This window comes from Flavobacterium palustre, assembly GCF_014639535.1.
GTDB classification, from domain to species: Bacteria; Bacteroidota; Bacteroidia; order Flavobacteriales; family Flavobacteriaceae; genus Flavobacterium; species Flavobacterium palustre.
The window spans coordinates 443,475-465,743 of the sequence record NZ_BMGA01000002.1 but is presented as its reverse complement, the minus strand read 5'-3'; the positions used below and the strand labels follow the sequence as shown (position 1 = coordinate 465,743).

At 34.1% G+C, this 22,269-nt stretch carries 24 protein-coding genes; 14 read left to right on the top strand and 10 right to left on the bottom strand.

Annotated features, from left to right (window positions below):
- Positions 1 to 59 precede the first annotated feature (59 nt).
- Together IEV84_RS06905 and IEV84_RS06900 are read left to right on the top strand one after the other, a co-directional pair.
- Entirely contained in the window at positions 60 to 698 is a 639-nt protein-coding gene (locus tag IEV84_RS06905; protein WP_188493557.1) for a rhomboid family intramembrane serine protease, read from the top strand.
- Positions 699 to 746: 48 nt separating this feature from the next.
- On the top strand, positions 747 to 1,436 hold the full coding sequence (locus IEV84_RS06900; RefSeq protein ID WP_188493556.1) for an SIMPL domain-containing protein: 690 nt from the start codon (positions 747 to 749) through the stop codon (positions 1,434 to 1,436).
- A gap of 76 nt (positions 1,437 to 1,512) precedes the next feature.
- Here the strand turns inward: IEV84_RS06900 and IEV84_RS06895 are convergent, their stop codons facing one another.
- Positions 1,513 to 1,953 carry a KTSC domain-containing protein gene (locus IEV84_RS06895; protein ID WP_071185640.1) on the bottom strand — a complete coding sequence of 147 codons (441 nt, stop codon included), beginning with the start codon at positions 1,951 to 1,953 and terminating at the stop codon, positions 1,513 to 1,515.
- A gap of 160 nt (positions 1,954 to 2,113) precedes the next feature.
- Positions 2,114 to 2,362, bottom strand: coding sequence for a hypothetical protein (locus IEV84_RS06890; RefSeq protein WP_188493555.1), 249 nt, complete (start codon positions 2,360 to 2,362; stop codon positions 2,114 to 2,116).
- A gap of 88 nt (positions 2,363 to 2,450) precedes the next feature.
- On the opposite strand from IEV84_RS06890, the gene IEV84_RS06885 reads away from it, so the two are divergent.
- Positions 2,451 to 3,011 carry a hypothetical protein gene (locus IEV84_RS06885; protein WP_188493554.1) on the top strand — a complete coding sequence of 187 codons (561 nt, stop codon included), beginning with the start codon at positions 2,451 to 2,453 and terminating at the stop codon, positions 3,009 to 3,011.
- On the opposite strand, the gene IEV84_RS06880 is transcribed toward IEV84_RS06885, so the two are convergent.
- Positions 3,005 to 3,400, bottom strand: a complete 396-nt coding sequence (locus IEV84_RS06880) for a response regulator (protein WP_188493553.1) — start codon at positions 3,398 to 3,400, stop codon at positions 3,005 to 3,007. The genes IEV84_RS06885 and IEV84_RS06880 overlap by 7 nt on opposite strands.
- On the bottom strand, positions 3,397 to 5,754 hold the full coding sequence (locus IEV84_RS06875; RefSeq protein ID WP_188493552.1) for a sensor histidine kinase: 2,358 nt from the start codon (positions 5,752 to 5,754) through the stop codon (positions 3,397 to 3,399). Before IEV84_RS06875 ends, IEV84_RS06880 begins: the two co-directional genes overlap by 4 nt.
- A gap of 307 nt (positions 5,755 to 6,061) precedes the next feature.
- On the opposite strand from IEV84_RS06875, the gene IEV84_RS06870 reads away from it, so the two are divergent.
- From IEV84_RS06870 to IEV84_RS06850, 5 genes are all read left to right on the top strand, one after another.
- Positions 6,062 to 6,214, top strand: coding sequence for a hypothetical protein (locus tag IEV84_RS06870; protein ID WP_188493551.1), 153 nt, complete (start codon positions 6,062 to 6,064; stop codon positions 6,212 to 6,214).
- 2 nt (positions 6,215 to 6,216) lie between these two features.
- Entirely contained in the window at positions 6,217 to 6,447 is a 231-nt protein-coding gene (locus IEV84_RS06865) for a hypothetical protein (RefSeq protein WP_188493550.1), read from the top strand.
- Between the two features lie 12 nt (positions 6,448 to 6,459).
- Entirely contained in the window at positions 6,460 to 6,834 is a 375-nt protein-coding gene (locus tag IEV84_RS06860) for a YchJ family protein (protein ID WP_188493549.1), read from the top strand.
- 126 nt (positions 6,835 to 6,960) lie between these two features.
- A complete protein-coding gene (locus tag IEV84_RS06855; RefSeq protein WP_188493548.1) occupies positions 6,961 to 8,079 on the top strand; it encodes a vWA domain-containing protein in 1,119 nt (372 codons plus the stop codon).
- 120 nt (positions 8,080 to 8,199) lie between these two features.
- The gene (locus IEV84_RS06850) at positions 8,200 to 9,663 is read left to right on the top strand and encodes an AAA family ATPase (protein WP_188493547.1); all 1,464 of its coding nucleotides are present in this window, start codon (positions 8,200 to 8,202) and stop codon (positions 9,661 to 9,663) included.
- Between the two features lie 93 nt (positions 9,664 to 9,756).
- On the opposite strand, the gene IEV84_RS06845 is transcribed toward IEV84_RS06850, so the two are convergent.
- Genes IEV84_RS06845 through IEV84_RS06835 form a run of 3 tightly spaced genes read right to left on the bottom strand, consistent with a single transcriptional unit; the run spans position 9,757 to position 12,398 of the window.
- Positions 9,757 to 10,548: an SDR family oxidoreductase gene (locus tag IEV84_RS06845; protein WP_188493546.1), complete on the bottom strand. Its 792-nt coding sequence runs from the start codon at positions 10,546 to 10,548 to the stop codon at positions 9,757 to 9,759.
- Positions 10,549 to 10,551: 3 nt separating this feature from the next.
- Entirely contained in the window at positions 10,552 to 11,379 is an 828-nt protein-coding gene (locus IEV84_RS06840) for an amidohydrolase family protein (protein ID WP_188493545.1), read from the bottom strand.
- A gap of 2 nt (positions 11,380 to 11,381) precedes the next feature.
- Complete coding sequence (locus IEV84_RS06835) at positions 11,382 to 12,398, bottom strand: zinc-binding alcohol dehydrogenase family protein (RefSeq protein WP_188493544.1); 1,017 nt, start codon at positions 12,396 to 12,398, stop codon at positions 11,382 to 11,384.
- 135 nt (positions 12,399 to 12,533) lie between these two features.
- Here IEV84_RS06835 and IEV84_RS06830 point away from each other — a divergent pair, with 135 nt between their 5' ends.
- Positions 12,534 to 13,556 carry a LacI family DNA-binding transcriptional regulator gene (locus IEV84_RS06830; RefSeq protein WP_188493543.1) on the top strand — a complete coding sequence of 341 codons (1,023 nt, stop codon included), beginning with the start codon at positions 12,534 to 12,536 and terminating at the stop codon, positions 13,554 to 13,556.
- 37 nt (positions 13,557 to 13,593) lie between these two features.
- On the opposite strand, the gene IEV84_RS06825 is transcribed toward IEV84_RS06830, so the two are convergent.
- The 3 genes from IEV84_RS06825 to IEV84_RS06815 all read right to left on the bottom strand — a co-directional run bounded on the left by IEV84_RS06825 (position 13,594) and on the right by IEV84_RS06815 (position 16,587).
- Positions 13,594 to 14,325 (bottom strand): DUF4339 domain-containing protein, encoded by a 732-nt coding sequence (locus tag IEV84_RS06825; RefSeq protein ID WP_188493542.1) that lies wholly within the window; start codon positions 14,323 to 14,325, stop codon positions 13,594 to 13,596.
- A gap of 133 nt (positions 14,326 to 14,458) precedes the next feature.
- On the bottom strand, positions 14,459 to 15,016 hold the full coding sequence (locus tag IEV84_RS06820; protein WP_188493541.1) for a DUF6642 family protein: 558 nt from the start codon (positions 15,014 to 15,016) through the stop codon (positions 14,459 to 14,461).
- Between the two features lie 728 nt (positions 15,017 to 15,744).
- Positions 15,745 to 16,587 carry a hypothetical protein gene (locus tag IEV84_RS06815; RefSeq protein WP_188493540.1) on the bottom strand — a complete coding sequence of 281 codons (843 nt, stop codon included), beginning with the start codon at positions 16,585 to 16,587 and terminating at the stop codon, positions 15,745 to 15,747.
- A gap of 218 nt (positions 16,588 to 16,805) precedes the next feature.
- Here IEV84_RS06815 and IEV84_RS06810 point away from each other — a divergent pair, with 218 nt between their 5' ends.
- From IEV84_RS06810 to IEV84_RS06790, 5 genes are all read left to right on the top strand, one after another.
- Complete coding sequence (locus tag IEV84_RS06810) at positions 16,806 to 17,636, top strand: 1,4-dihydroxy-2-naphthoyl-CoA synthase (protein WP_188493539.1); 831 nt, start codon at positions 16,806 to 16,808, stop codon at positions 17,634 to 17,636.
- A 111-nt stretch (positions 17,637 to 17,747) separates the two neighbouring features.
- Positions 17,748 to 18,710 (top strand): 1,4-dihydroxy-2-naphthoate octaprenyltransferase, encoded by a 963-nt coding sequence (menA, locus tag IEV84_RS06805; RefSeq protein ID WP_188493538.1) that lies wholly within the window; start codon positions 17,748 to 17,750, stop codon positions 18,708 to 18,710.
- Between the two features lie 111 nt (positions 18,711 to 18,821).
- A complete protein-coding gene (locus tag IEV84_RS06800) occupies positions 18,822 to 19,499 on the top strand; it encodes a metal-dependent hydrolase (RefSeq protein ID WP_188493537.1) in 678 nt (225 codons plus the stop codon).
- A gap of 128 nt (positions 19,500 to 19,627) precedes the next feature.
- Positions 19,628 to 20,827 carry a tetratricopeptide repeat protein gene (locus IEV84_RS06795; RefSeq protein ID WP_188493536.1) on the top strand — a complete coding sequence of 400 codons (1,200 nt, stop codon included), beginning with the start codon at positions 19,628 to 19,630 and terminating at the stop codon, positions 20,825 to 20,827.
- A gap of 156 nt (positions 20,828 to 20,983) precedes the next feature.
- Positions 20,984 to 22,027 (top strand): o-succinylbenzoate synthase, encoded by a 1,044-nt coding sequence (locus IEV84_RS06790; RefSeq protein WP_188493535.1) that lies wholly within the window; start codon positions 20,984 to 20,986, stop codon positions 22,025 to 22,027.
- Positions 22,028 to 22,269 lie beyond the last annotated feature (242 nt).

Sequence of the window (22,269 nt, the reverse complement as noted above, 5' to 3'; positions counted from 1 at the left end):
GTAAAAGTCTTTCAACACTATCGGAATTAGTATATTTACCATCCTAATAAAAACAGCCGATGAATACTTTTTTGATTGCCATAATAATTGCTAATGTACTTTTTAGTTATAAAGGATTTAATGATTATTCTTTTTTTAGAAAATACGAATTTCATATCGGAAGTATTCGTTCGGGAGAGCAATTACGCATGTTGACTTCAGGTTTTCTTCATGCCGATATAGGACATTTACTGTTTAACATGATAACACTTTTTTTCTTTGCTCCGGTGGTAATTCTCTATTTAGGGAGTTGGGTGTTTCTGATGATTTATTTGGCGAGTCTTCTCTTTGGCAGTTTGCTTACTTTTGTTTTACATAAAAATGATTACAATTACAGAGCTATTGGAGCTTCGGGAGCGGTTACGGGGATATTGTATTCGGCAATTTTATTGCGTCCTGACATGATGTTGGGAATCTTTTTTGTGATACCTATGCCTGCTTATGTATTTGGAATATTGTATTTGTTGTATTCTATTTATGGCATGAAAGCTAAAAATGATGGTATAGGTCATACAGCACATTTTGGCGGAGCCATTGGTGGTTATTTAATTACGCTATTAGTTTATCCGGATTTACTTTTTTTAAATCCGTTGATGGTGAGTTTATTAACAATTCCAATTGTAATTCTTTTTATTTTAATAAAGATGAAGAAGATTTAATGGCACAGCTTTTGAATATTGGTTTTAAAATTTTAAAAAAGTATAAAAATGAAAAGAGCAGTAGTATTTCTATCCCTAATGTTCATGACCTTGTCTTATGGTCAGGAAATAAAACAAATTCCGCAAATAACAGTATCTGGTGAAGGAAAAGTAAAAGTAGTTCCTGATCAGGCTACCATTACAGCAACCGTTGAAACCAAAGGCAATGTTGCCAAAGAGGTAAAAAAAATCAATGATGAGCAAATGGATGCTGTTTTAAAATTAATTAAAAAAATGAATCTGGCGCCATCAGATTACCGAACACAGCGTGTTGCTTTAAATCCGCAATATGATTATGAAAAAAAGAAAACTACTTATAATGCTACCCAAACTATAGAAATCATCGTGAGAGATTTGAATAAATACGATGAATTGATGGAAGGTTTGGTTAGTCAGGGAATCAATAGAATTGATAATGTGGTTTTTCAATCGTCTAAATTAGCACAATATGAATCGGATGCCCGAAAACTGGCTATGAAAGAAGCCAAACACAAAGCAGAAGATTATGTGTCGGTTTTAGGACAAAAAATAGGTAAAGCAATCACAATTAATGATAATTCTCAAACGTATTATCCGCAACCTGTATTTGCAACTATGCGAAAAATGGAAATGAGTGATGGTGCAGCTCCAAGAGAAACTCTGGCAGTAGGGGAGATTACTATTACAGCCAATGTAAGTGTGAATTTTATCTTAGAATAAAATTCTAAAGCGATAAATTAGAAAAGCCGGTAAAATTATTTTTTACCGGCTTTTTTATAGGTTCAGATTAATTGAATTAATCTTGGTTTGTAACTTTTCTGTATGGAAATGCGTTAAAGATGTGTCTTTTTGCAAATCGTGCAGGAGAATCAGCATTTACCATTTTCACGTAAGTAGCTTTAGGAACACTGATGTATTCGTAAACACTTCCGTTAGAGAAATTGATAATTAATCTACCTTCAACAAATTTGTAATCTGTAACAGTTGCAGTTGCAATAGTTTCGTTGTACTCTGGTAAATTAGCTTTAATTGTTTCAGGATTGATACTTACTAAAAAGTGGTAAGCTTCAATAATTTTTTTACTGTTTTCTTCAGCTGCTTTTAAACCTTCTTCATCTCCTTGAAATTTATCAGGGTGTGCTTCTTTCATCGCATTGCGGTAGATGGTTTTCAAATCTTTTAGCTGTGCAGTTTTATCTACATTTAAGAGCTTGCGGTATTCAACTATTTTTTTCATAAATTAAGGTAACTACTTGTCTGTTAGTGTGAAACAAATATTGTTAGGTTTCAAATTCGACAATTTTTTTGCAAAGGTACACTTTTTTTTAAGTTTTCACTTTATCAGTAAAAAAAAAGAAAAAAAGATTTTTTTACCGTAAAACACAGATTGTCAGTGCTTATTGTTCTGGTTTGTTGTTGGCTTTGTCAAAGTTTTTAGACTTTTTAGGGTATTTTTTGTAACTCATATCGCTTGGGTTTTCAATAACCGACTTGATGGTAATCCAATCTCCCACAGCAAATTTAGTCTGAACCATTTTGTAATCTAACAAATATTCGCCACAAAAGAAGTTGTTGTTTTCGTCTTTTTCAATAACTCCTGTAAATATTCCTTTTTGTAACCTCTTTTCTTCTGAAGCTTTGGTCATGATTGTTTCTTTAAAAATTTCAGGACAAAGTTAATCAATTAATTGTGGCTTGAGTTTGTTTTTATGGTTTCTGAGTATATTTGCAGCTATGCAAAAAAATTACAAACCACATCCTAATTCTTTTAAAAACACTTTTTGTGTTTTTCATGAAGTTCTTCCTGATGCTATTGATGGCTTGAAAGTGCAATATGAAAGTAAGGCAGGAAGCAGCTATTATTATACTCCGGAAGGCATGTACAGGCTATCGAATCATTGGGGACGACTGGCTAACAGCAAATGGAGATTGATTGCTATGGAATCGGAAACAGCTTCTAAATTTAAAATAGGTTTTGCAAAATGGGATTGTTTTTATCCGGATAATGCAACTGAGAAGTTGTATTATATAGCAATGGATCAGGATAAAAATACGGTGAATTATCAGCATAAAATGAATCCTGATTATAATCAGAAAGCGGTACTCCGCAATAGCGCTGATACTACTAAAAGAATTAAGCAAATAAGGAATTTACTGGAGCTTACTTCATGGGCAAAATATTTTGATTGCGATGATATTAGTCTTCTGCGAAAACTAATCATCGAAGAATTAATCAATACCAATAAAAGTTTAGAAGCAATAAAACGAGAAATTGCTGAAAAATTAGTTCAATAAGCTGAAGCAATTTTGGTTAAATCGTCTAAACTTATGGGTTTGCACATATAGCCTAAAATACTATTGTTGTTTTTGGCGCGTTCCCGGTCTTCGATCGCTATTGATGAACTGGAAATATAAATTTGAATTTCGGTGTTCATGCGTGATTTTAAGATAGCTATTTCGTCCATAAAACCCCAGCCGTCAAGAATGGGCATTTCAATATCTAACAGAATAATATTAGGAAAGGAATCATTCCCGGAAATTAAATCTTTTAAGGCTGTAATAGCTTCTTTGCCATTTTGAAACGAACGAATTGAAGAAAAAAGTCCTGATTTGAGGATGATTTTTTTCATAATAATTTGATAAATAGGATCGTCGTCTATAACCCAAATAGTTTTTTCTTTCATGATATATATACTTTAAAAGTGGTACCCAGGTTAGGTTCGCTCTCAACGGTGATGTTTCCTCCCATGGCATCAATCTGGTTTTTGGTTATAAATAGACCGATTCCTTTTGAATCTTTGTGTGTGCTGAATTTTTTATACATCCCAAAAATTTTATGTCCGTTTCTTTTTAAATCGATTCCAATGCCATTGTCGGAAATTTTCAGAACCGTTTTTTTAGCTTCTTTATAAGTATCAATATGTATTGTTGGGTGTCTTTCCTGATGGCTGTAACGAATAGCATTTGATATTAAATTGTATAAAATGCTTTCAAGATAAGCCGGGTTATAATTGACTTCGATGTCACTTTCTACCGATGAAATTACCTGAATTCCTTTTAGAGCAATTTGGTCGGATAAAATAGAAAGAGCGTTGTCAATATATTGTTTTAAGTTCAGATTTTCAGTAGTTAGAGCAACATTGGTTTGAATATTAACTACTTCGTTAAGGTTAAGCATGGTTTCGTTTAGCGAATCGGAAACTGATTTGAGTAATTGAACCATTTCTTCTTTTTCTTCTTCCGAATCGGAATTAGTTATTAAATCAACAATAGAAGTGATGTTGCTGGTATGAGATCTTAGATTATGAGAAACGATATAAGAAAAATTAAGAAGTCGTTTGTTTTGTTCGCTCACTAAGTTGAAAGAATTGTTTAGATCTTTTTCAATTTCTTTATTTTTAGTTACGTCAATCATGATTCCTCTGAGTGTTTTTACTTCGTCATCTTCAATGATTACATTGACAATATCTCTAAGCCATACAATGCTTCCGTCTTTGGCAATCATTCGGTATTCGAAATCGTGATTTAATTTTTTAGTCGTTTGTTCTGCACAAAATTCCAGTGCAAAATTTTTATCTTTTTCATAAATATGATCTGTCCAAAACGTAGGTGAACTCATCCACTCCTGAGCAGTATATCCTAAGATGTTTTCTACTTTTTTGCTAACAAAGGTAAATTCTAAAGTTTTAGCATCACATTCCCAAACAATTCCGTCAACCGTATTAATGAGTGATTCTATTCTTTTTTGAGAATTCACAATGGCTTCTTCTGCCAGTTTGCGTTTGGTTATATTTTCAACAATAGCAATATGGTTTGTAGGTGATTCATTGTTCTCCCAAAGCGGCGAAATAGTAAGTTTTATCCAAATAGGTTCATTGGATTTTGTAATATGTTTTCTTTCAGTAGTGTATTCTCTAATGATCCCTTTTCTTAACTTTTCCAGGTTTGAAAAAGATTCGTTTAAATCATCGGGATGAATTATGGATTGTATGGTTTTTTGTTTTATTTCCTGTTCTGTATAACCTAATAAGTCGCAATATTTTTTATTAGCCTCCAGAAGTTGTCCCGTAACAGTATCAACATAAGTGATTCCTACAGCCGCCTGATCAAAAACACTTTTAAATTTAATTTCGTTTTTTAAAAGTTTGGCGGTTTGTTTTTCAAGTAAATCCTCTAATTCTGCCGGTTTTTTTAAAAAATTGGTTGTTACAAATGCAATTAAAGCAGCAAGGAGTATTCCAAAAAAACCTAAACTAAAAAGGAATAGATAAAATTCATGAGGTTTTTTGTCTGTTAGATAAAGTTTCCAGTCTCCATCAGGTATGACTGTAGTGACAGAACTGTTTTTTGATAAATTTTTATCGATGGGTAGAAAAAACAATTCTTTTTGTGTAATAGGATTGATTTTAGAAAGTTGAAAATAATATTTAGAACTGTCAATATTGTTAATGCCTGAATTACGCAAAAGGGTATTTAATCGAATAACAACTGCCGAAAATCCCCAGAATTTATTGTTTTTATATACCGGCATCCGACCTACAATGCCCAGCCCGCCTTGTTTTAATGCAAGCGGTCCGGCAAAATACATTTTACTGTTTTTAATAGATTGTGAAGCTTCGTACTGATGTTTTTTTGAAGTCAGAATATTTAATCCAATCGCTGCTTCATTTCCTTTTAGAGGATAAATATGACTAATAATTCCGTTAGGTACTAATTGAACGGCATCAATATTGTTATTAGAAGCTAAGAGTTGTTTCCCTATTTCATCAAAATTTTCAGGAACACCTTTGTCGTTAATTGTCAGAGCCAGAGATAGTGCTGTGGTATAATTGTTTTTTAAGGATTGATCAATATTTTGCCGAATTGTTTCAAGAGTCTTGTACATTTCGTCATTTTTAGCTTTTTGGGCTATTTGATATTGTTGCAGTATGATGTAATAAAAGATGGAACATAAAATAAAAAACACTGTAAATCCCACACTTTTAGGTTTTAGCAGAGATTGATACTTGTTTTTTGAAAAATGATTGATTACTTCCATTTATTATAAAATACTTTTAAATGATTTTTATTCAATTTTATGCCAAAAATCAACAAAAAATAAGAGAAAAATCAGTGTTGCTACCAAAAATAGTAAAATTACTTTATATAACAGGGGTTTATTCTTACTCGTTTTAATGTTTTTTGTGATTTTGTCTATTTTTAATTTATTACAATAAATAGCAATTCATTATTGATAAAATCGTTTTTTTTGATAGCTTTAATTTTTAATATAAAATGCCGTACTTTGTTCCAACTATTCAATTATTCAGCTGCTCAATGGATAATGAATTGAAAAAAATGCTACAATGGGAAGAAATAACGAAAAAAACATTAAAAAACATAATGACAAGCTGCATAAGGCTCAGGCTAAAGCGAAACAGGCCGAAATGCTTAGAAAAGAAAAATTGAAGGAGATTGTCAAAAAATTCAATGAAAACAAAAACGACGAAAACAAATAGCAATGGAAAACGATAAATACGCCGAATTAAAAGCCGAAGTTCAGGAAATAATTGATTTAATAGCCGCAAAAAATGCCAAAGAAGCCAATAATAAATTGGTAGATGTTAGCGAACAATTAGATGATTTATTAGATACCAGTGATGAGGATGAAGATTTAGTAGAAATCAGTAAATATCAGGTTTTATTGAATCAATTGTATCAAAAAATTGTGGCTCTTGACGGTCAGGCTTAAGTTTTTAGAATTATGAGTCTTTGTTATTGTAATTCGCAAAAATCATTTAAAGATTGTTGCGAACCTTATATTAAAGGATTAAAAAAGGCACCCACAGCAGAAGCCTTGATGCGTTCCCGTTATAGCGCTTATGCCACTCATCAGGCTGATTATTTAGTGTCAACAACCCATGTCTCACAAAGGGCTTTATATCCTAAAGAAGACATTTTGCTTTGGGCCACTTCTAATCAATGGCAAAAATTAGAAGTTCTAAAGGCAACTTCTACTACAGTTGAATTTAAAGCCTATTATTTGGATTCCAATAAAAAACCGCATATTCATCACGAGTTTTCCACTTTTGTTCAGGAAGACGGAATTTGGTATTATGTTGACGGGGAGTATTATTAATCCGTTAATTGAAGAACTAGTTTTTTGAAATTGTCATTGAAATTGCCCTTGCCAAAGTTCTTTTTAACTTAAAATTAATAACCGTTGAGTTGAAGTACATTTTAAAATAATGTAATTTTAATGGTTATGGAAAAGAGCATTAAAAAAGGTTTCTATTTTAAACAGTATCAGGCTCCTCATCAGTCTCCTTTTGATAAACTTTTTGAGATATTCAAAGAGTTAATCACACATACTTCGGGAGATTTTGATGAAGCTATCGATTGGTTGCGGGAGTTAGACAAGGAATATAAATTGACTGATGAACACTATACTATCGATGATTTTATTGAAGATTTAAAGAAAAAAGGCTACATCAAAGACGAACTGAAAGACGATGGAACTTCAGGTTTTGGAATCACTGCAAAAACCGAAAGAGCGATTCGGCAACAAGCCTTAGACCAGATATTTGGTAAATTAAAACGTTCCGGAAACGGAAATCACAAAACAAAACATGCCGGAAACGGCGACGAACATACAGGGGAATTCAGGGAATTTCATTTTGGTGACAGCCTGGAACGAATTTCACTGACTGAAAGTTTAAAAAATGCCCAAATCAATAACGGCGTGAATGATTTCATGTTGACCGAAAATGATTTGGTTGTTGAAGATACTCAGTACAAAGCCCAAATGAGTACCGTTTTAATGATTGATATCAGCCACAGTATGATTTTGTACGGTGAAGACCGTATCACACCTGCTAAAAAAGTGGCTATGGCACTGGCTGAATTAATTACTACCCGTTATCCAAAAGATACTCTGGATATTTTGGTTTTTGGAAACGACGCCTGGCCAATTGCCATTAAAGATTTACCATATTTAAAAGTTGGCCCGTTTCATACTAACACTGTTGCGGGTTTGCAATTGGCAATGGATATGCTTCGAAGAAAACGAAATACCAACAAACAGATTTTCATGATTACCGATGGAAAACCCAGCTGTGTAAGAGAACGAGATGGTTCTTATTATATGAACAGTAATGGACTTGATGAATATATTGTTGACAAATGTTATACACAGGCACAGCAGGCTAGAAAACTTCACATTCCAATCACTACTTTTATGATTGCCAGTGATCCTTATTTGCAAAAATTTGTCAATAGATTTACTGAAGCCAATCAGGGAAAAGCGTTTTATACCGGCTTGAAAGGTTTAGGCGAAATGATTTTTGAAGATTATGAAACGAATCGGAAAAAGAAACTGAAGTAATAAGAAGGCAGAAGCTAGAAATTAGAATAAAGATAAAAGACTTAGAGTACTTGGCGAAAAACTTTGCATTCTTAGCGGTAAAAAAAGATAACGTATTATTTGGTGGTTAAATAAAGAAACATGAAAATAGAAAACATAAATACTTTAGGCGAATTAAAAGCATCAGGCTATAAAAGTAAAAGTATAAAAGACGAACTGCGAAACAATTTGAGGGAAAAAATTAAATTGGGAGTTCCTACGTTTGAAGGTGTTCATGGTTTTGAGAACACTGTAATTCCTGAGTTGGAACGGGCTATTCTTTCGCGACACAATATCAATTTATTAGGACTTCGCGGTCAGGCCAAAACCAGATTGGCCCGTAAAATGGTTGAATTACTTGATGAATATATTCCGTATGTGAATGGTTCTGAAATAAACGATGATCCTTTCAATCCTATTTCGCGTTTTGCTAAAGATTTAATTATAGCTAAAGGTGATGAAACTCCCATTTCCTGGTTGCATAAAAGCGAGCGTTTTTTTGAAAAACTCGCCACTCCAGATGTAACCGTTGCCGATTTGATAGGTGATGTTGATCCTATAAAAGCTGCTAATTTAAAATTGTCTTATGCGGATGATCGTGTTATTCATTTTGGGATGATTCCGCGTGCCAATCGATGTATTTTTGTGATAAACGAATTACCTGATTTACAAGCCCGAATTCAGGTGGCTCTGTTTAATATTTTACAGGAAGGTGATATTCAGATTCGTGGATTTAAGGTGCGAATGCCACTCGATATGCAATTTGTATTTACCGCAAATCCTGAAGATTATACTAACAGGGGAAGTATTGTAACCCCATTGAAAGACAGGATCGGTTCTCAAATTTTGACACATTATCCAGAAAATCTGGAAATTGCCCGAAAGATTACCGAACAGGAAGCTAAATTAGATAAGATTCAAAATGATACGATTTATGTTCCGTCATTGGCTAAAGATTTATTGGAACAAATTAGTTTTGAGGCCAGAGAAAGCGAATTTATCGATCATAAAAGTGGGGTCAGTGCCAGAATGAGTATTACCGCTTATGAGAATTTGCTAAGTACAGCCGAACGTCGTGCTTTAAAATCAGGTGTTGATAAAACTATTTTGCGATTATCTGATTTTATGGGAATTATTCCGGCCATAACAGGAAAAGTGGAATTGGTTTACGAAGGAGAACAGGAGGGAGCTGCTGCGGTTGCTGAACGTTTAATTGCTACAGCAGTGCGTACCATTTTTCCTTTTTATTTCCCTAAAATTGAAAAATTGGAAAAGCCCAATGAGAAAACAGCTTATTCGGATTTGATAGAATGGTTTTTTGCCGAAAGTGGTTTCGAATTATTGGATGATTGTTCTGATGAGGAGTATCAAAATATTTTAGCGACAGTGGTGCCGTTGGAAATTTTGCTAAAAGAATACCAACCGGATTTAGCCAAAGAAGATACGTTTTTTGTAAAAGAATTTATTCTGTGGGGTTTAGTAGAATATCGAAAATTAAGCAAAGACCGAATTGCTGATGGCTACCAGTTTAAAGATATTTACGGAAGTTATATCAGTAAATTATAAAGTTTCTATAAACGAAAAAATCCGTTGCAATAAATGGAAAATGCCCCAAAAAGTAAAATACTATTTGAGGCATTTTTTATGAGTAAACAGTTTTTATTCTGTTAATAAAGCTCGATCTAAATGAACATAACCACCGTCACAGAAAATAAATTGTCCTGTAGTATGTGATGATCTTTCAGAGATTGTAAATAAGCAGGTATCTGCAATTTCGTCCGGAGTAGTCATACGGTTTTCTAAAGGAATTTTCTTTACAATAGATTGTAATTTTTCTTCTCCGTTTTCCAATGTTTTAATCCAGGTATCATAAGCAGGAGTCCAACTTTCGGCAATGATAATTGCATTTACACGAATTGAATGTTTAATTAAATCCACAGCCCATTCGCGCGTTAATCCCAGAACTCCACCTTTGGCAGCAGCATAACCGGAAGTACCTCCCTGACCTGTTAATCCTACTTTGGAACCAATATTTAAAATTGGGCCTTTAGACGCTTTTAAGTAAGGAAGTGCACTTTTTACAGTTACAAAATAACTTACCATATTTAATTTCAAAGAATTCATGAATTCCTCGTAAGAAGCATCTAATCCGGCTCCGTCATTTACACCTACATTATTGATTAAGGCATCAATACGACCATATTTTTCCGCAATTTTAGCAACGGCATTTTCAATTTCTACAGGATTAGTTACATCTGTTTTACAAAATAAAGCATCAATTCCTTTTTTTTGTAATTCCTCAACATATCCAAAACCTCTGTCGTTTCTGTCAATAACAGCTGGTATAGCACCTTCGGCTGCCAAATGTTGAAGGATAGTTTCTCCAATACTTCCTTTGATTCCTGCAGCACCCGTAATAACGACTACTTTTCCTTTTAATCCTAAATCCATAATTTATAAGTTATAAAATTGTACTGCATTGCCACCCATGATAGCGGTTTGCTCTTCCGAGTTTAATTTTGCAATAAAATTGGTTACTAATTCTTTTGTTTTTGTATAATTTCCGGCTACTAAGCACACTGGCCAATCGGAACCAAAAAGGATTCGGTTGGCGCCAAAAGCTTCCAGAACCAATTGCATATAAGGTTCGATTTGTTCCGGAGTCCAGTTGTTGTAATCGGCTTCGGTGGTCATTCCTGAAAGTTTGCAATAGACATTTGGATATTCACTAATCGCTTTCATTAAAGAAGCCCAACCGTCATAAAATTCGTCTTTTATGTAGGGTTTCGCAATGTGATCAATTACGAATTTTTGATTTGGAAAACGTTTTACTAATTCCAATGCCGCTCCTAATTGGTGTGGGAAAATAAGAATGTCATAAGTGAAATTGTGTTTTTCCAATGCTGTAATTCCGTTTAGGAAATCAGGACGTAACATAAAGTTATGATCGGCTTCGCCTTGCACTACATGTCTAAAACCTTTTAGTTTTGGAAACGCAGAATATTGCTTTAAAACCTCTTCAATATTGTCAGCTCTTAAATCAACCCAGCCAACAATTCCTTTGATAAAGTCGTTTTTTTTTGCTAAATCCAAAAGGAAATCTGTTTCTGCCAATGTTTGATCAGCCTGAACCGCTACACAACCATCAATATTATTTTCCTTATAGACGATTTTTAAATCTTCAGGCAGGAAATTTTTACGAATGACTTTCATCTCATCGTCTATCCAGGCGTGTTTCTCGGTTTCGTATATCCAAAAATGCTGATGCGAATCTATTACCATGATTATTTTAATTTAAAGTCTACAGTAGCTTTAATCACACCGGTTGCAGGATTTAGCCAACTATCGAAATTAGCAATCATCTCTGTGTAAGGAACGTTATGGCTGATGTAGGATTCCGTTGGGAATTGGTCTAAAATACTAATTACGTGTTCGAAATCTTCCGTTGTAGCATTTCGGCTGCACATTAAAGTCATCTCTTTAGCATGAATGGCAGGGTGACTATAAGTCAATTCTCCTTTAGATAATCCAACCAATACAAAACGACCACCATGAGACATATAATTTGGGCAGGTTTCTAAAGCTCCTTTGTGTCCTGAAGCATCAAAAACCGCTGTACATAAATCGCCATTAGTGATTTTTGTGATTTCTTCAACTGTATTTTCTCCTGCTTTTACGGTGTAATCCACCCCAATTTTTTCTTTGGCGTAAGCCAGACGTTGCTCATTCATGTCAATAGCAATCACTTTTGCTCCTGCAATTTGAGCCAGTTTCATAATCCCAATTCCGATAGGGCCACAACCTACAACTGCAACAGTTTCTCCGGGAACAATCGCTGCTCTGCGGATAGCGTGTGCACCAATTGCCAATGGTTCTACAATAGCCATTTGGTCATCAGATAAATTATTTGCAGGCAATAGGATAGAAGTAGGAACGGTAATTTGTTCCTGCATTCCGCCATCAGTGTGAACACCTAAAACTTTGATATTGGTACAGCAGTTGGTTTTTCCGTTTCGGCAAGCGATACAAGTCCCGCAGCTTACATAAGGCATGATAACCACATTATCTCCGGCTTTAATTCCTCTAGGATTGTCTCCAATTTCAAGAACTGTCGAAGCTAATTCATGTCCTAAGATTCTAGGATAAGTAAAAAAAGCCTGATTTCCGCCATAAGCGTGTAAATCGGTTCCACAAATTCCTACTTTGTTGATTTGTAATAAGGCTTCATTTTCTTTTCTAATCGGTGCTTCTTTTTCTTTCAGGATAAATTCACCCGGTTTTTCGCAAACAATATATTTCATAGCTATAAAAAATTATTTTTATTTGTTCCAACGTTTGAACAGTTTGTGAAATAAAAAAACACAACTAAAAATGTATTGTGCTTTTCGTTTAAAATCTTATTTTTGTTCAATCGATTGAACAAATATAAAAACTAATTGGAGAATAAAAAAAAATCCACGATAAAAGATATTGCTGCCGTATTGGGTTTAACACCTTCTGCGGTTTCTAAAGCATTGAATGATCATCCCAGAATAAGTGAAAAGACTAAAATTGCGGTGAAAGAAGCGGCAATTCAACTGGATTATCAGCCCAATTATTTGTCGAGTGCTTTACGCAAAGGGAAGAGTAATTTGGTTGGTGTTATTATTCCACGTGTAAACAGTCATTTTTTTTCTTCGGTAGTGGAAAATATCGAAAAAGTACTCAATCTCAATGGTTACAATATCATCATGACGCAATCGAATGAATTGTATGCCAAAGAATGCCAGGAAATTGATACTTTGTTAAAAATTCAGGTCGACGGGATTATTGCTTCGATGGCGAATGAAACGACCAATTTAGAATATTATCAAAAAATAAAATCCAAAACAGAACTGGTATTGTTTGACAGAGGTGAAGAGGAATTGAATGTGGATTATGTGGGAATTGATGATTATAAAAGTAGCCATTTGGTTGTTGATCATTTGGTTTCACAAAATTGCAATCGTATTGCTCATATTGCAGGTTTCCAGCACATTCGAATTTATAAAGAGCGTATTCGGGGCTATAAAGATGCGCTTGAAAAATGGAATTTAGAAAGTAAAGAAAACTGGATTATAGAAAGTAATTTGCGCCTGGAAGACGGACGCCGAATTATGCAGCAATTATTGGGGTCGTCGGAAAGACCCGATGCGGTTTATGTTGCTGGAGATATTGCAGCTTTGGGAGCTTTGCAGGTACTTTTAGAAAATAATATCAAAGTTCCTGAGGAAATTGCTTTGATAGGTTTTAGCGATGAGCCTTTTACTTCGCTTACCCAACCTTCGATTTCAACTGTAAATCAGCATAGTGACCAAATAGGAAAATTGACTGCAGAAGCTTTTCTGGAACGAATGAAGAATCCTAAGAAAAAAACGATTAACCGAATCATTCTGGAACCGGAATTGATAATTAGACAATCTTCTGATAAAAAAAAATAAAATAGTATTTGATGCTTTTTAAATGATATAAAAACGATTAACGTGATTTGATGCGCATTCTTTCCAATTCGGAACTCAATTGATCACGCTCATTTTCAAGAGAATCGATACTGCTTTTTAACTGATTAATAGTTGTTTGAACCAGATTGATTTCTTTGGTTTTTTCATCTGCGGTTCTGAAAAACTGAAATTCATTGGCTTTTATTAATCTGTTTTTAGCATCTTCTAAAAGGGTTTGATTTTCGATTTGTTTGATTCGAATTTCCGAAAGTCTACTGTTGATAGTTTCTTTTCTTTCTTTGGCAATTTGTTCTGCTTCGAGTTTTTCCTGTTCTGCTAAACGCTGTCTTTGTTCTTGAATTTCTTTTTCCTGCAACTGAAATTGTCGATTTTCTTTCTCGGTTTTATCATTTTTTTGTTCGAAATCTATTCTTCTATTTTCTTGTAAAATAGTTAAAAAGATACTGCCTGTAATCAAAACCAGAAAAAGAGAAACGATATAAAAAGTGTTCTTGCGTAATCCCATAATTTTAGGATTTTTCTCTTTCTTTTTCTGTGTTGGGGCAGGAGGTGGCGGAGCAGCAGTCTTAAAAGGAGGTGGGGTAACTTTTAAAATAGTTTGTAATTCCTCTATTTCTGCAGCAGTTTTCCAATCAGGCATTCCCGAAAACCACACCGGTGTTGCGGCTGTAATTTGTTTCATTTCCAATTCGGCTAAATCAAAAGGCCCGCTGCTTTCGATGCCGTTATGTAAATAATATTTTTTCATTACTAATAAGCTGATGTATGATATGAGTTAAAACTATTTTTTTAAAAAAATAGTATAATAACTAATTGAGTTCGTTTTTGCGAAGTTATTAAAGTTTAATGAGTTCCCGAAATTGATTTTTTGCAATAATCATTTAGTAATACAATCTGAAATCGAGTAGTTTGCAGGCTTCATAATGTTTTTGATGCAATTCTTCTACAATTTCTACAACATCGTCTTCTTCCTGGCACAAGTTGAAAAAAGCAATGTCAAGTTTAATACTGGCCATTTTGGGAGGGAGTGCCCTGCCGTAACCCGAAATGGCTTTAGCCCCGGTAACATCAAGAAAATATTGCGCCTCTTCTTCGGTTAAATCCAAGGCTTTCAAATTGGCAAAATGAATAATTTTTCCCTTTAATTTCCCTTCAAATAATTCGGCAATTTCGTCTAAACTGTAATAATATTCATGAAGACAGATGTTGTTTTCCTGACCGGGCATGACTAAGTAGATGACTTTGTAGTCTTTAAAATTATGATCGTCATAAAGCAAAGCGCCTAAACTTTCTTCAAGTCCTTCAATGGTATCACAGCTTTTATAGATACTGTTTATTTGGTGTTCAAGGGCTAAATTTTCCAGGTTTTTAATAACCGGAGTGTCTATAATATTTTCTATATCAGCTACAGCTTCCAGACAAAAAATAAAGTTCTTCATGAGCAATGTAAATGCGATTCGGTTGTACTTTGTTCATCGCAAAAATAGTTTTTATGACTTTTATTTGTGGTGTATTTGAGAATAAAAAACGAACTTTTTCAAAACAGCATAAAAAAAGAAAGACTAATCCAAGTTGGTTAGTCTTTCTCTTTTATAGCCTCTCTTATTTTTGGACAAGCTATAATGTATTTAACAATAGGAAACTGTTTTAGTTTCTCGTTTACCGTTCTTTCTTTATCTTTTTTTAACCTCAAAATGCTATTTGAAATCTCATTTTGCATTAAAACCGTTGGTAGTAAGGTTTCTTTGGATTTTACGTATTCATTTTAATGACTTTTTGTGTCTCGTATAGTAATCCAACTTTTTACCTTTGGTGCTACTTTGAGTAAATTCTAATATAATTCAGGGTTTCCCTCTTGGGCTCTTTTCTTCCGAAGTTTAAATTTAGTAACGTACAAAAAAGAGTGATAAAGCTTGTTGTTTTTTTCAATAATCTTTTTTTAGGTTAATAAATCAGTTTACAACTCGCGAGTTAGCCTGTATTGTAAATATTTGACCAATTCCTGAACTAACTATGTCTAAAATTAATAAAAAAAATGTTTCAGTTTTCAAAAAAAAGTCTTTTATCGGTAAATTTTAACACTATTAAAGGATTAACGGGAGAAGGATTACTGCAAAGACAATTTTTAAAAATAAAGCAGAAATTAAGTTGCTAAAAAAATCGTAAACTAATTTTCAGAAGAACGTATTTTTTCTGATTTGGAAACAATTTCCTGAATAATTTGATCCAATTCGTTACTGGATATAACAATATTGTCTATCAAAAATGTTATTTCTTCTTCGGTATTGTCGTTTTCTTTTAAAAGATTGGTTATAGCCATTAATCGGGACAATGGAGTTCTTACCACATGCGATTGAATCCAGGTAATTTCTTTTAAAACTTCGTTTTGTTTTTCGATTTTTTTAGTGTGCTTTATGTTGTTTTTAAAACTTTCATCAAGACCATGAAATAATTTTGGAACCAATGAACAAACTAAAAAACTCAGGAAAATCAGATTTGAAAAAACAGCAAAAAGTTCACTCGACTTAAAATTGATGTTATGCGGTGGAGTCAATTCGAGAAAATATAATGATATATAAAAAACAGAAATATAGACATTAAAAAGAGCAGGAGCGTATTGGTTTTTAAACGTATAAATAAAAGTAGCTAAAAAACAGGCAGCAAGGAGGTAAAGTGTACTGTTTAAGCCTACATAATAAATAAGAAACGAACTCAATGTATATACGGTACCGATGAATAATAGTTTGCGTTGTTTTATTTTTATTTCTCTTTTAATTCCTGTAAAAACAGCCAGAGAAACGGCTAAAATATCAACAACAACCATGAGATAGAGCTTTTCTTCAAAAGCCCAAATCAGTGAAGGAATCAAGGCAATAATACTTAAAGGAATGATGTATATGATGGTATTGGCAAACATGTCATCACGCCAATATTTTAAGTCTTTGTTATCCTGTGAAGAAATCAAAATGTTGTTTCTTACAACTGAGGTGTATTTATTCCATATATTCATAATCAAATGGTATTTTTTATATGTTAGGAACTACTGTAAATATAAAAAAATAAAGTAATAAAATACTTATTCCTAATTGGTAATTTGTTGGTTAATATTTTGTTGCCTGAATTTTGTTATTTAGTTAAGGATTCTTTTTTTCCGCTAAATAAAAGTTAGGATAGATAAAGTGTAAAAAATGATTTATTTTTACGCTAAAATAATTTAAACCCATTAAAATGGATTGGATCACAGCAAAAGAATACGAAGATATCACTTATAAAAAATGCAACGGTGTTGCCAGAATCGCTTTCAACAGACCGGATGTTAGAAATGCTTTTAGACCTAAAACTACCTCTGAACTTTTAGATGCCTTTCATGATGCGCAGGAAGATACTTCAATTGGAGTAGTCTTGCTTTCTGCCGAAGGGCCAAGTACTAAAGACGGAATTTGGTCTTTTTGCAGCGGAGGAGACCAAAAAGCGCGCGGACATCAGGGTTATGTAGGAGAAGACGGTTACCACCGATTGAATATTTTAGATGTACAACGATTGATTCGTTTTATGCCAAAGGCTGTTATTGCAGTGGTTCCGGGTTGGGCTGTTGGTGGAGGACACAGTTTGCATGTGGTATGCGATATGACTCTGGCTAGTAAAGAACACGCCATTTTTAAACAAACCGATGCCGATGTAACCAGTTTTGATGGCGGTTATGGTTCAGCATATTTGGCTAAAATGGTGGGACAGAAAAAAGCCCGTGAAATTTTCTTTTTAGGACGTAATTATTCGGCTCAGGAAGCGTTTGAAATGGGAATGGTAAATGCTGTAGTTCCTCACGACGAATTAGAAGCTACCGCTTACGAATGGGCTCAGGAAATTTTGGCCAAGTCGCCTACATCCATTAAAATGCTGAAATTCGCGATGAACCTTACCGATGATGGCATGGTAGGGCAACAGGTTTTTGCCGGAGAAGCAACAAGATTAGCTTATATGACTGAAGAAGCCAAAGAAGGAAGAAATGCTTTCCTTGAAAAAAGAAAGCCTAATTTTGAGAAAAAATGGTTGCCATAATTCAGTAAGCAGTAATCAGTACTCAGAAAGCAGATTCAGAGTAGTAACTATAAAAAAATAAAATGCTTTGTAACTTAGAATCTTAGTTACTTAGCAACTAACAAAAATAAAATGAAACACTGGATTGAAGCCGCGAGATTGCGCACCTTACCTTTGTCTGTATCAGGAATAATTGTGGGAAGTATGTATGCCTTAGCACATCCTACCGATGAAATATTAACACCTACAGAAGTTTTTAACTGGAGGCTTTTTGGCTTTGCGATACTAACTACATTGGGCTTGCAAATCCTTTCTAATTTTGCCAACGATTATGGCGACGGAATCAAGGGTACTGATAATGAAGACCGTGTAGGTCCTAAACGCGCCATTCAGAGCGGTGTGATTTCTCCTGCCGCTATGAAAAGGGCTATTATTATCACTTCTTTTTTAACCTTACTTTCGGCAATAGCATTGATTTATTATGCTTTTGGCTATGCGCATTTGGTTTATTCTGTTTTCTATTTGGTTTTAGGGGTTTTGGCTATTATGTCGGCTATTCGTTATACGGTGGGGAATACGGCTTATGGTTACCGTGGTTATGGTGATTTATTTGTGTTTGTGTTTTTTGGCTTGGTGAGTACTTTAGGAGTCAATTTTTTATATTCCAAACAATTGGATTTCGAATTGATTTTACCGGCTATGGCTATCGGTTTTTTAAGTGTAGGTGTTTTGAATTTAAACAATATGCGCGATGAAGCTTCCGATAAAAAAGCCGGGAAAAATACCATTGTGGTAAAAATTGGCGGAGCAAAAGCTAAAAAATACCATTACTTTTTAATTGTTGGTGCAATGGTTTTGACTTTGGTATTTGCAATCATAAGCGAATTCAAATTTGATCAATACCTGTTTTTATTGGCTTACATTCCTTTAACTAAACATTTAATTACGGTTAGCAAAAACCAGAATCCTAAGGAATTAGATCCTGAATTGAAAAAATTAGCTTTGAGTACTTTTGCACTTGCAGTTTTGCTGTCTTTGTGCATGATTTACTTTTTTTCAGATGTCATTGTTAATGCCTTTTTAGGCGGAAGATAAATTCTTGGTTTGTAGTTTTTAGTTTGTGGTTGACAGTTATAAAGAACATTACTGATTTTTTTAATTTGCATAAATCCGCTAAATCTGCGTACCAATTAAAATATAATAAAAATGAAAATAACTTATTACGGACACGCTGCTTTAGGAATTAAAGTGGGTGGAAAGCACATTGTTGTGGATCCTTTTATTTCAGGAAATCCATTGGCTGAGCATATTGATATCGAAGATTTAAAAGCCGATTATATTTTGCTGACTCATGCTCATGGCGATCATGTTTTGGATGTGGAGGCAATTGCCAAACGCACCAATGCAGTAATTGTATCGAATGCGGAAATTGCAGCTTATTATGCTGCCAAAGGTTTTCAGTCGCATCCTATGAATCACGGTGGAAGCTGGAATTTTGACTTTGGAAAGGTGAAATATGTCACAGCCATTCATTCTAGTTCGTTTCCTGATGGCACTTACGGAGGGAATCCGGGTGGTTTTGTTATCGAAGGTGAACATAAAAACATTTATATCGCCGGTGATACGGCTTTGACAATGGATATGAAATTGATTCCAATGCGCACCAAACTCGATTTGGCCATTTTTCCAATAGGTGATAATTTTACGATGGACGTTGAAGATGCTATTTTGGCTTCTGATTTCGTGGAATGCGATAAGATTCTGGGTTATCACTACGATACTTTTGGTTACATCAAAATTGATCATAAAGAAGTTATTCAAAAATTCTTTGACAAAGGAAAAGACCTGATGCTGCTTGAAATAGGAGATAGTATCGAATTGTAAAATTTTTAGAAGCTTCCCGATAGCTATCGGGACTAGCTATCCACTACAATCTTGCTTGCTGAACACCAGCAATCAAGGATTTTCGTTACTATCAGGGCTAATTAGATTCAGTTAATAAGAACTACTTCGTGAAAAAAATAATTTTAGGGCTATTTATTAGCTTTTTTTATCAGTCTGCATTTGCTCAAAAAACAGGTTATTGGGACAAGGAACGAGCGACCTATAAAGAAATTTCTGTTTCAGCCAGAGACAGAATCATTGTAGAAACCGACGATTTTCCGGCAGGAACCACCGAATTGATTTACAGAATCACGCTATTGGATGATAATCAACAAATGGCGAGCAGCTTGGTTTCTGTTTTGAAATCGATTCCTGATCCAACAGGAATTAGTCAGGGTTCGGCGGGAGCTGTTTTTTTGGCATCGAAAATTTCGGGAGATGACAAATGCAAATACGTTATTTTTTCGAAAAAAGAATTAACTGCTGATTATATTTCTAACGGGGGAACTTCGGATGCCTGTTTGGTTCAAAATACGCCTTTAAGCAAAGATGCTAAGCGACTTTCTATCGATAAATCGGCTTGTATTAAATCGAATGCAGGCAAATTGTATTTTGGTTTCGAAAGTTCCAATTGGATTATGAAACAGAAAATTGTCTTAGAAGTTGTACCCTGGGTTGATGCTAAATTAAGCAGAGGTTGGACTTTGGAAAACCGAAAAAACATTATCAGTCAGTGTAAAACTTCGGCTTTGGCGAGAAAAATGGCTAATTCGGACGATTTCTGTGTGTGTATTGGAGAGAAAATTCAAAAAGAATATACTTTTAAGGAATTTCAAAAATTGCTGCCAATGGAGCAGTCTAAGGTATATAAAGATTATGGAGCGAGTTGCTTTGAAGAAACCGGAATTGCTAAAACCGTTTTTAATGATTTGCGTGCAAAAGCTTCCGCTAATATAAAGAAAGGCGATTACGGCTCAGCTATAAAAAACTACAATGAGATTGTCAATCAAAGAAAAGCAACGGCTTTAGATTATAGCAATTTGGGCTATTCTTATCTTTTGACAAAACAATACGGAAAAGCGATTAAATCGTTGAAAGAAGGAGAAAAACTGGATGATGCTGAGTTATTGCTTAAATTAAATTTGGCGCACGCTTATTTGCTGAATGGCGAATATGCAAAAGCCAAAACGATTTATAAAGAATACCAAAATCAAAATGTAACCGACAGCCTGAGCTGGACTCAAAAAATTAAAGACGATTATCAAACTTTTGCAAAAGCAGGAATCCAAAATGAAGATTTTGAGAAAATTTTAAAGTTGAGTAAATGATTTTAAACCATTAAGGGATTAAGAGAATTAAATTTTGGATCGTAATCAATAGAAAATTATTAAAATCTTAGCGAACCTTTGCGAATAACTTAGCGCTCTTTGTGGTAAAAACACTTATTCTTTGCAGTAAAAAACTCTTTGTGGTTAAATAAAAAAATGAAAGCAACTTATCATAAATACATTCTTAACTTTAAACGTCCTTCAGGGACTTCCCGTGGTGTGATGACCGAGAAAGAAACCTGGTTTATTGTTCTTGAAAAAGACGAAAAAAAGGGAATAGGAGAGTGCGGAATTTTAAGGGGTTTGAGTGCTGATGACCGACCGGATTATGAAGAAAAGTTGCAATGGACTTGCGCTAATATTCATTTGGGTAAAGATGCGCTGTGGGAAGCGCTAATTGAATTTCCTTCGATACAGTTTGGAGTGGAAATGGCCTTTCAGTCCATGGCAAGTGAAACACCCTTTTTACTATTTCCTTCTGGGTTTACCGAAGGTAAAAAATCAATCGAAATTAACGGGCTGATTTGGATGGGTGAAGCGGCTTTTATGAAGCAACAAATTGAAGAAAAATTGGCTCAGGGATTCCGATGTGTCAAACTGAAAATTGGAGCCATAGATTTCGAAAAAGAACTGGAATTATTGCGCTATATTCGGGAACATTTCACAGCTGAACAGGTAGAAATACGAGTGGATGCTAACGGTGCTTTTGGTTTAAATGAAGCTTTATATAAATTAAATCAATTATCTGAATTTGAATTACATAGTATTGAGCAGCCTATTCAAAAAAACAACACTGACAGTATGGCAGAGTTGTGTAAAACAACTCCTTTTCCTATTGCTTTGGACGAAGAATTAATAGGAGTATTTTCATTCGAAGAAAAAGAACAATTATTACAAAAAATTAAGCCTCAATACATTATTTTAAAACCCAGTTTTGTAGGTGGTTTTAAGGGAACACAAGAGTGGATTTCTTTGGCAGAAAAACATCAAATTGGCTGGTGGATTACATCGGCTTTAGAGTCAAATATTGGATTGAATGCCATCGCACAATGGACTTATTTATTACAAAATCCGATGCCTCAGGGACTGGGAACCGGAGCGCTTTATACCAATAATTTTGATTGTCCGCTTGAAGTTTCTCTGGGACAATTGTGGTATAAAAAAGAGTTGGATTGGGGATTTTCTTTTGCTGAATTATAACGTTGTTTAAATTTATACAAAACCTTTTTTTATATCAGTCAATTCCGGATTTTCTTTGCTTTAGCTAGTAATAAGCATCTCAAAAAGCTTAGAGGGAATACACTGTATTTAACTAAAATTCAATCATATTCAATCAGAAAATATTTATTTAATATTAATTGTAGTGATAATTTAAAAAAAATCACGGATTAAAAAAACTATTTCAAATTTCATGGGTCTAATGATAAATGAGTTTTTTTAGG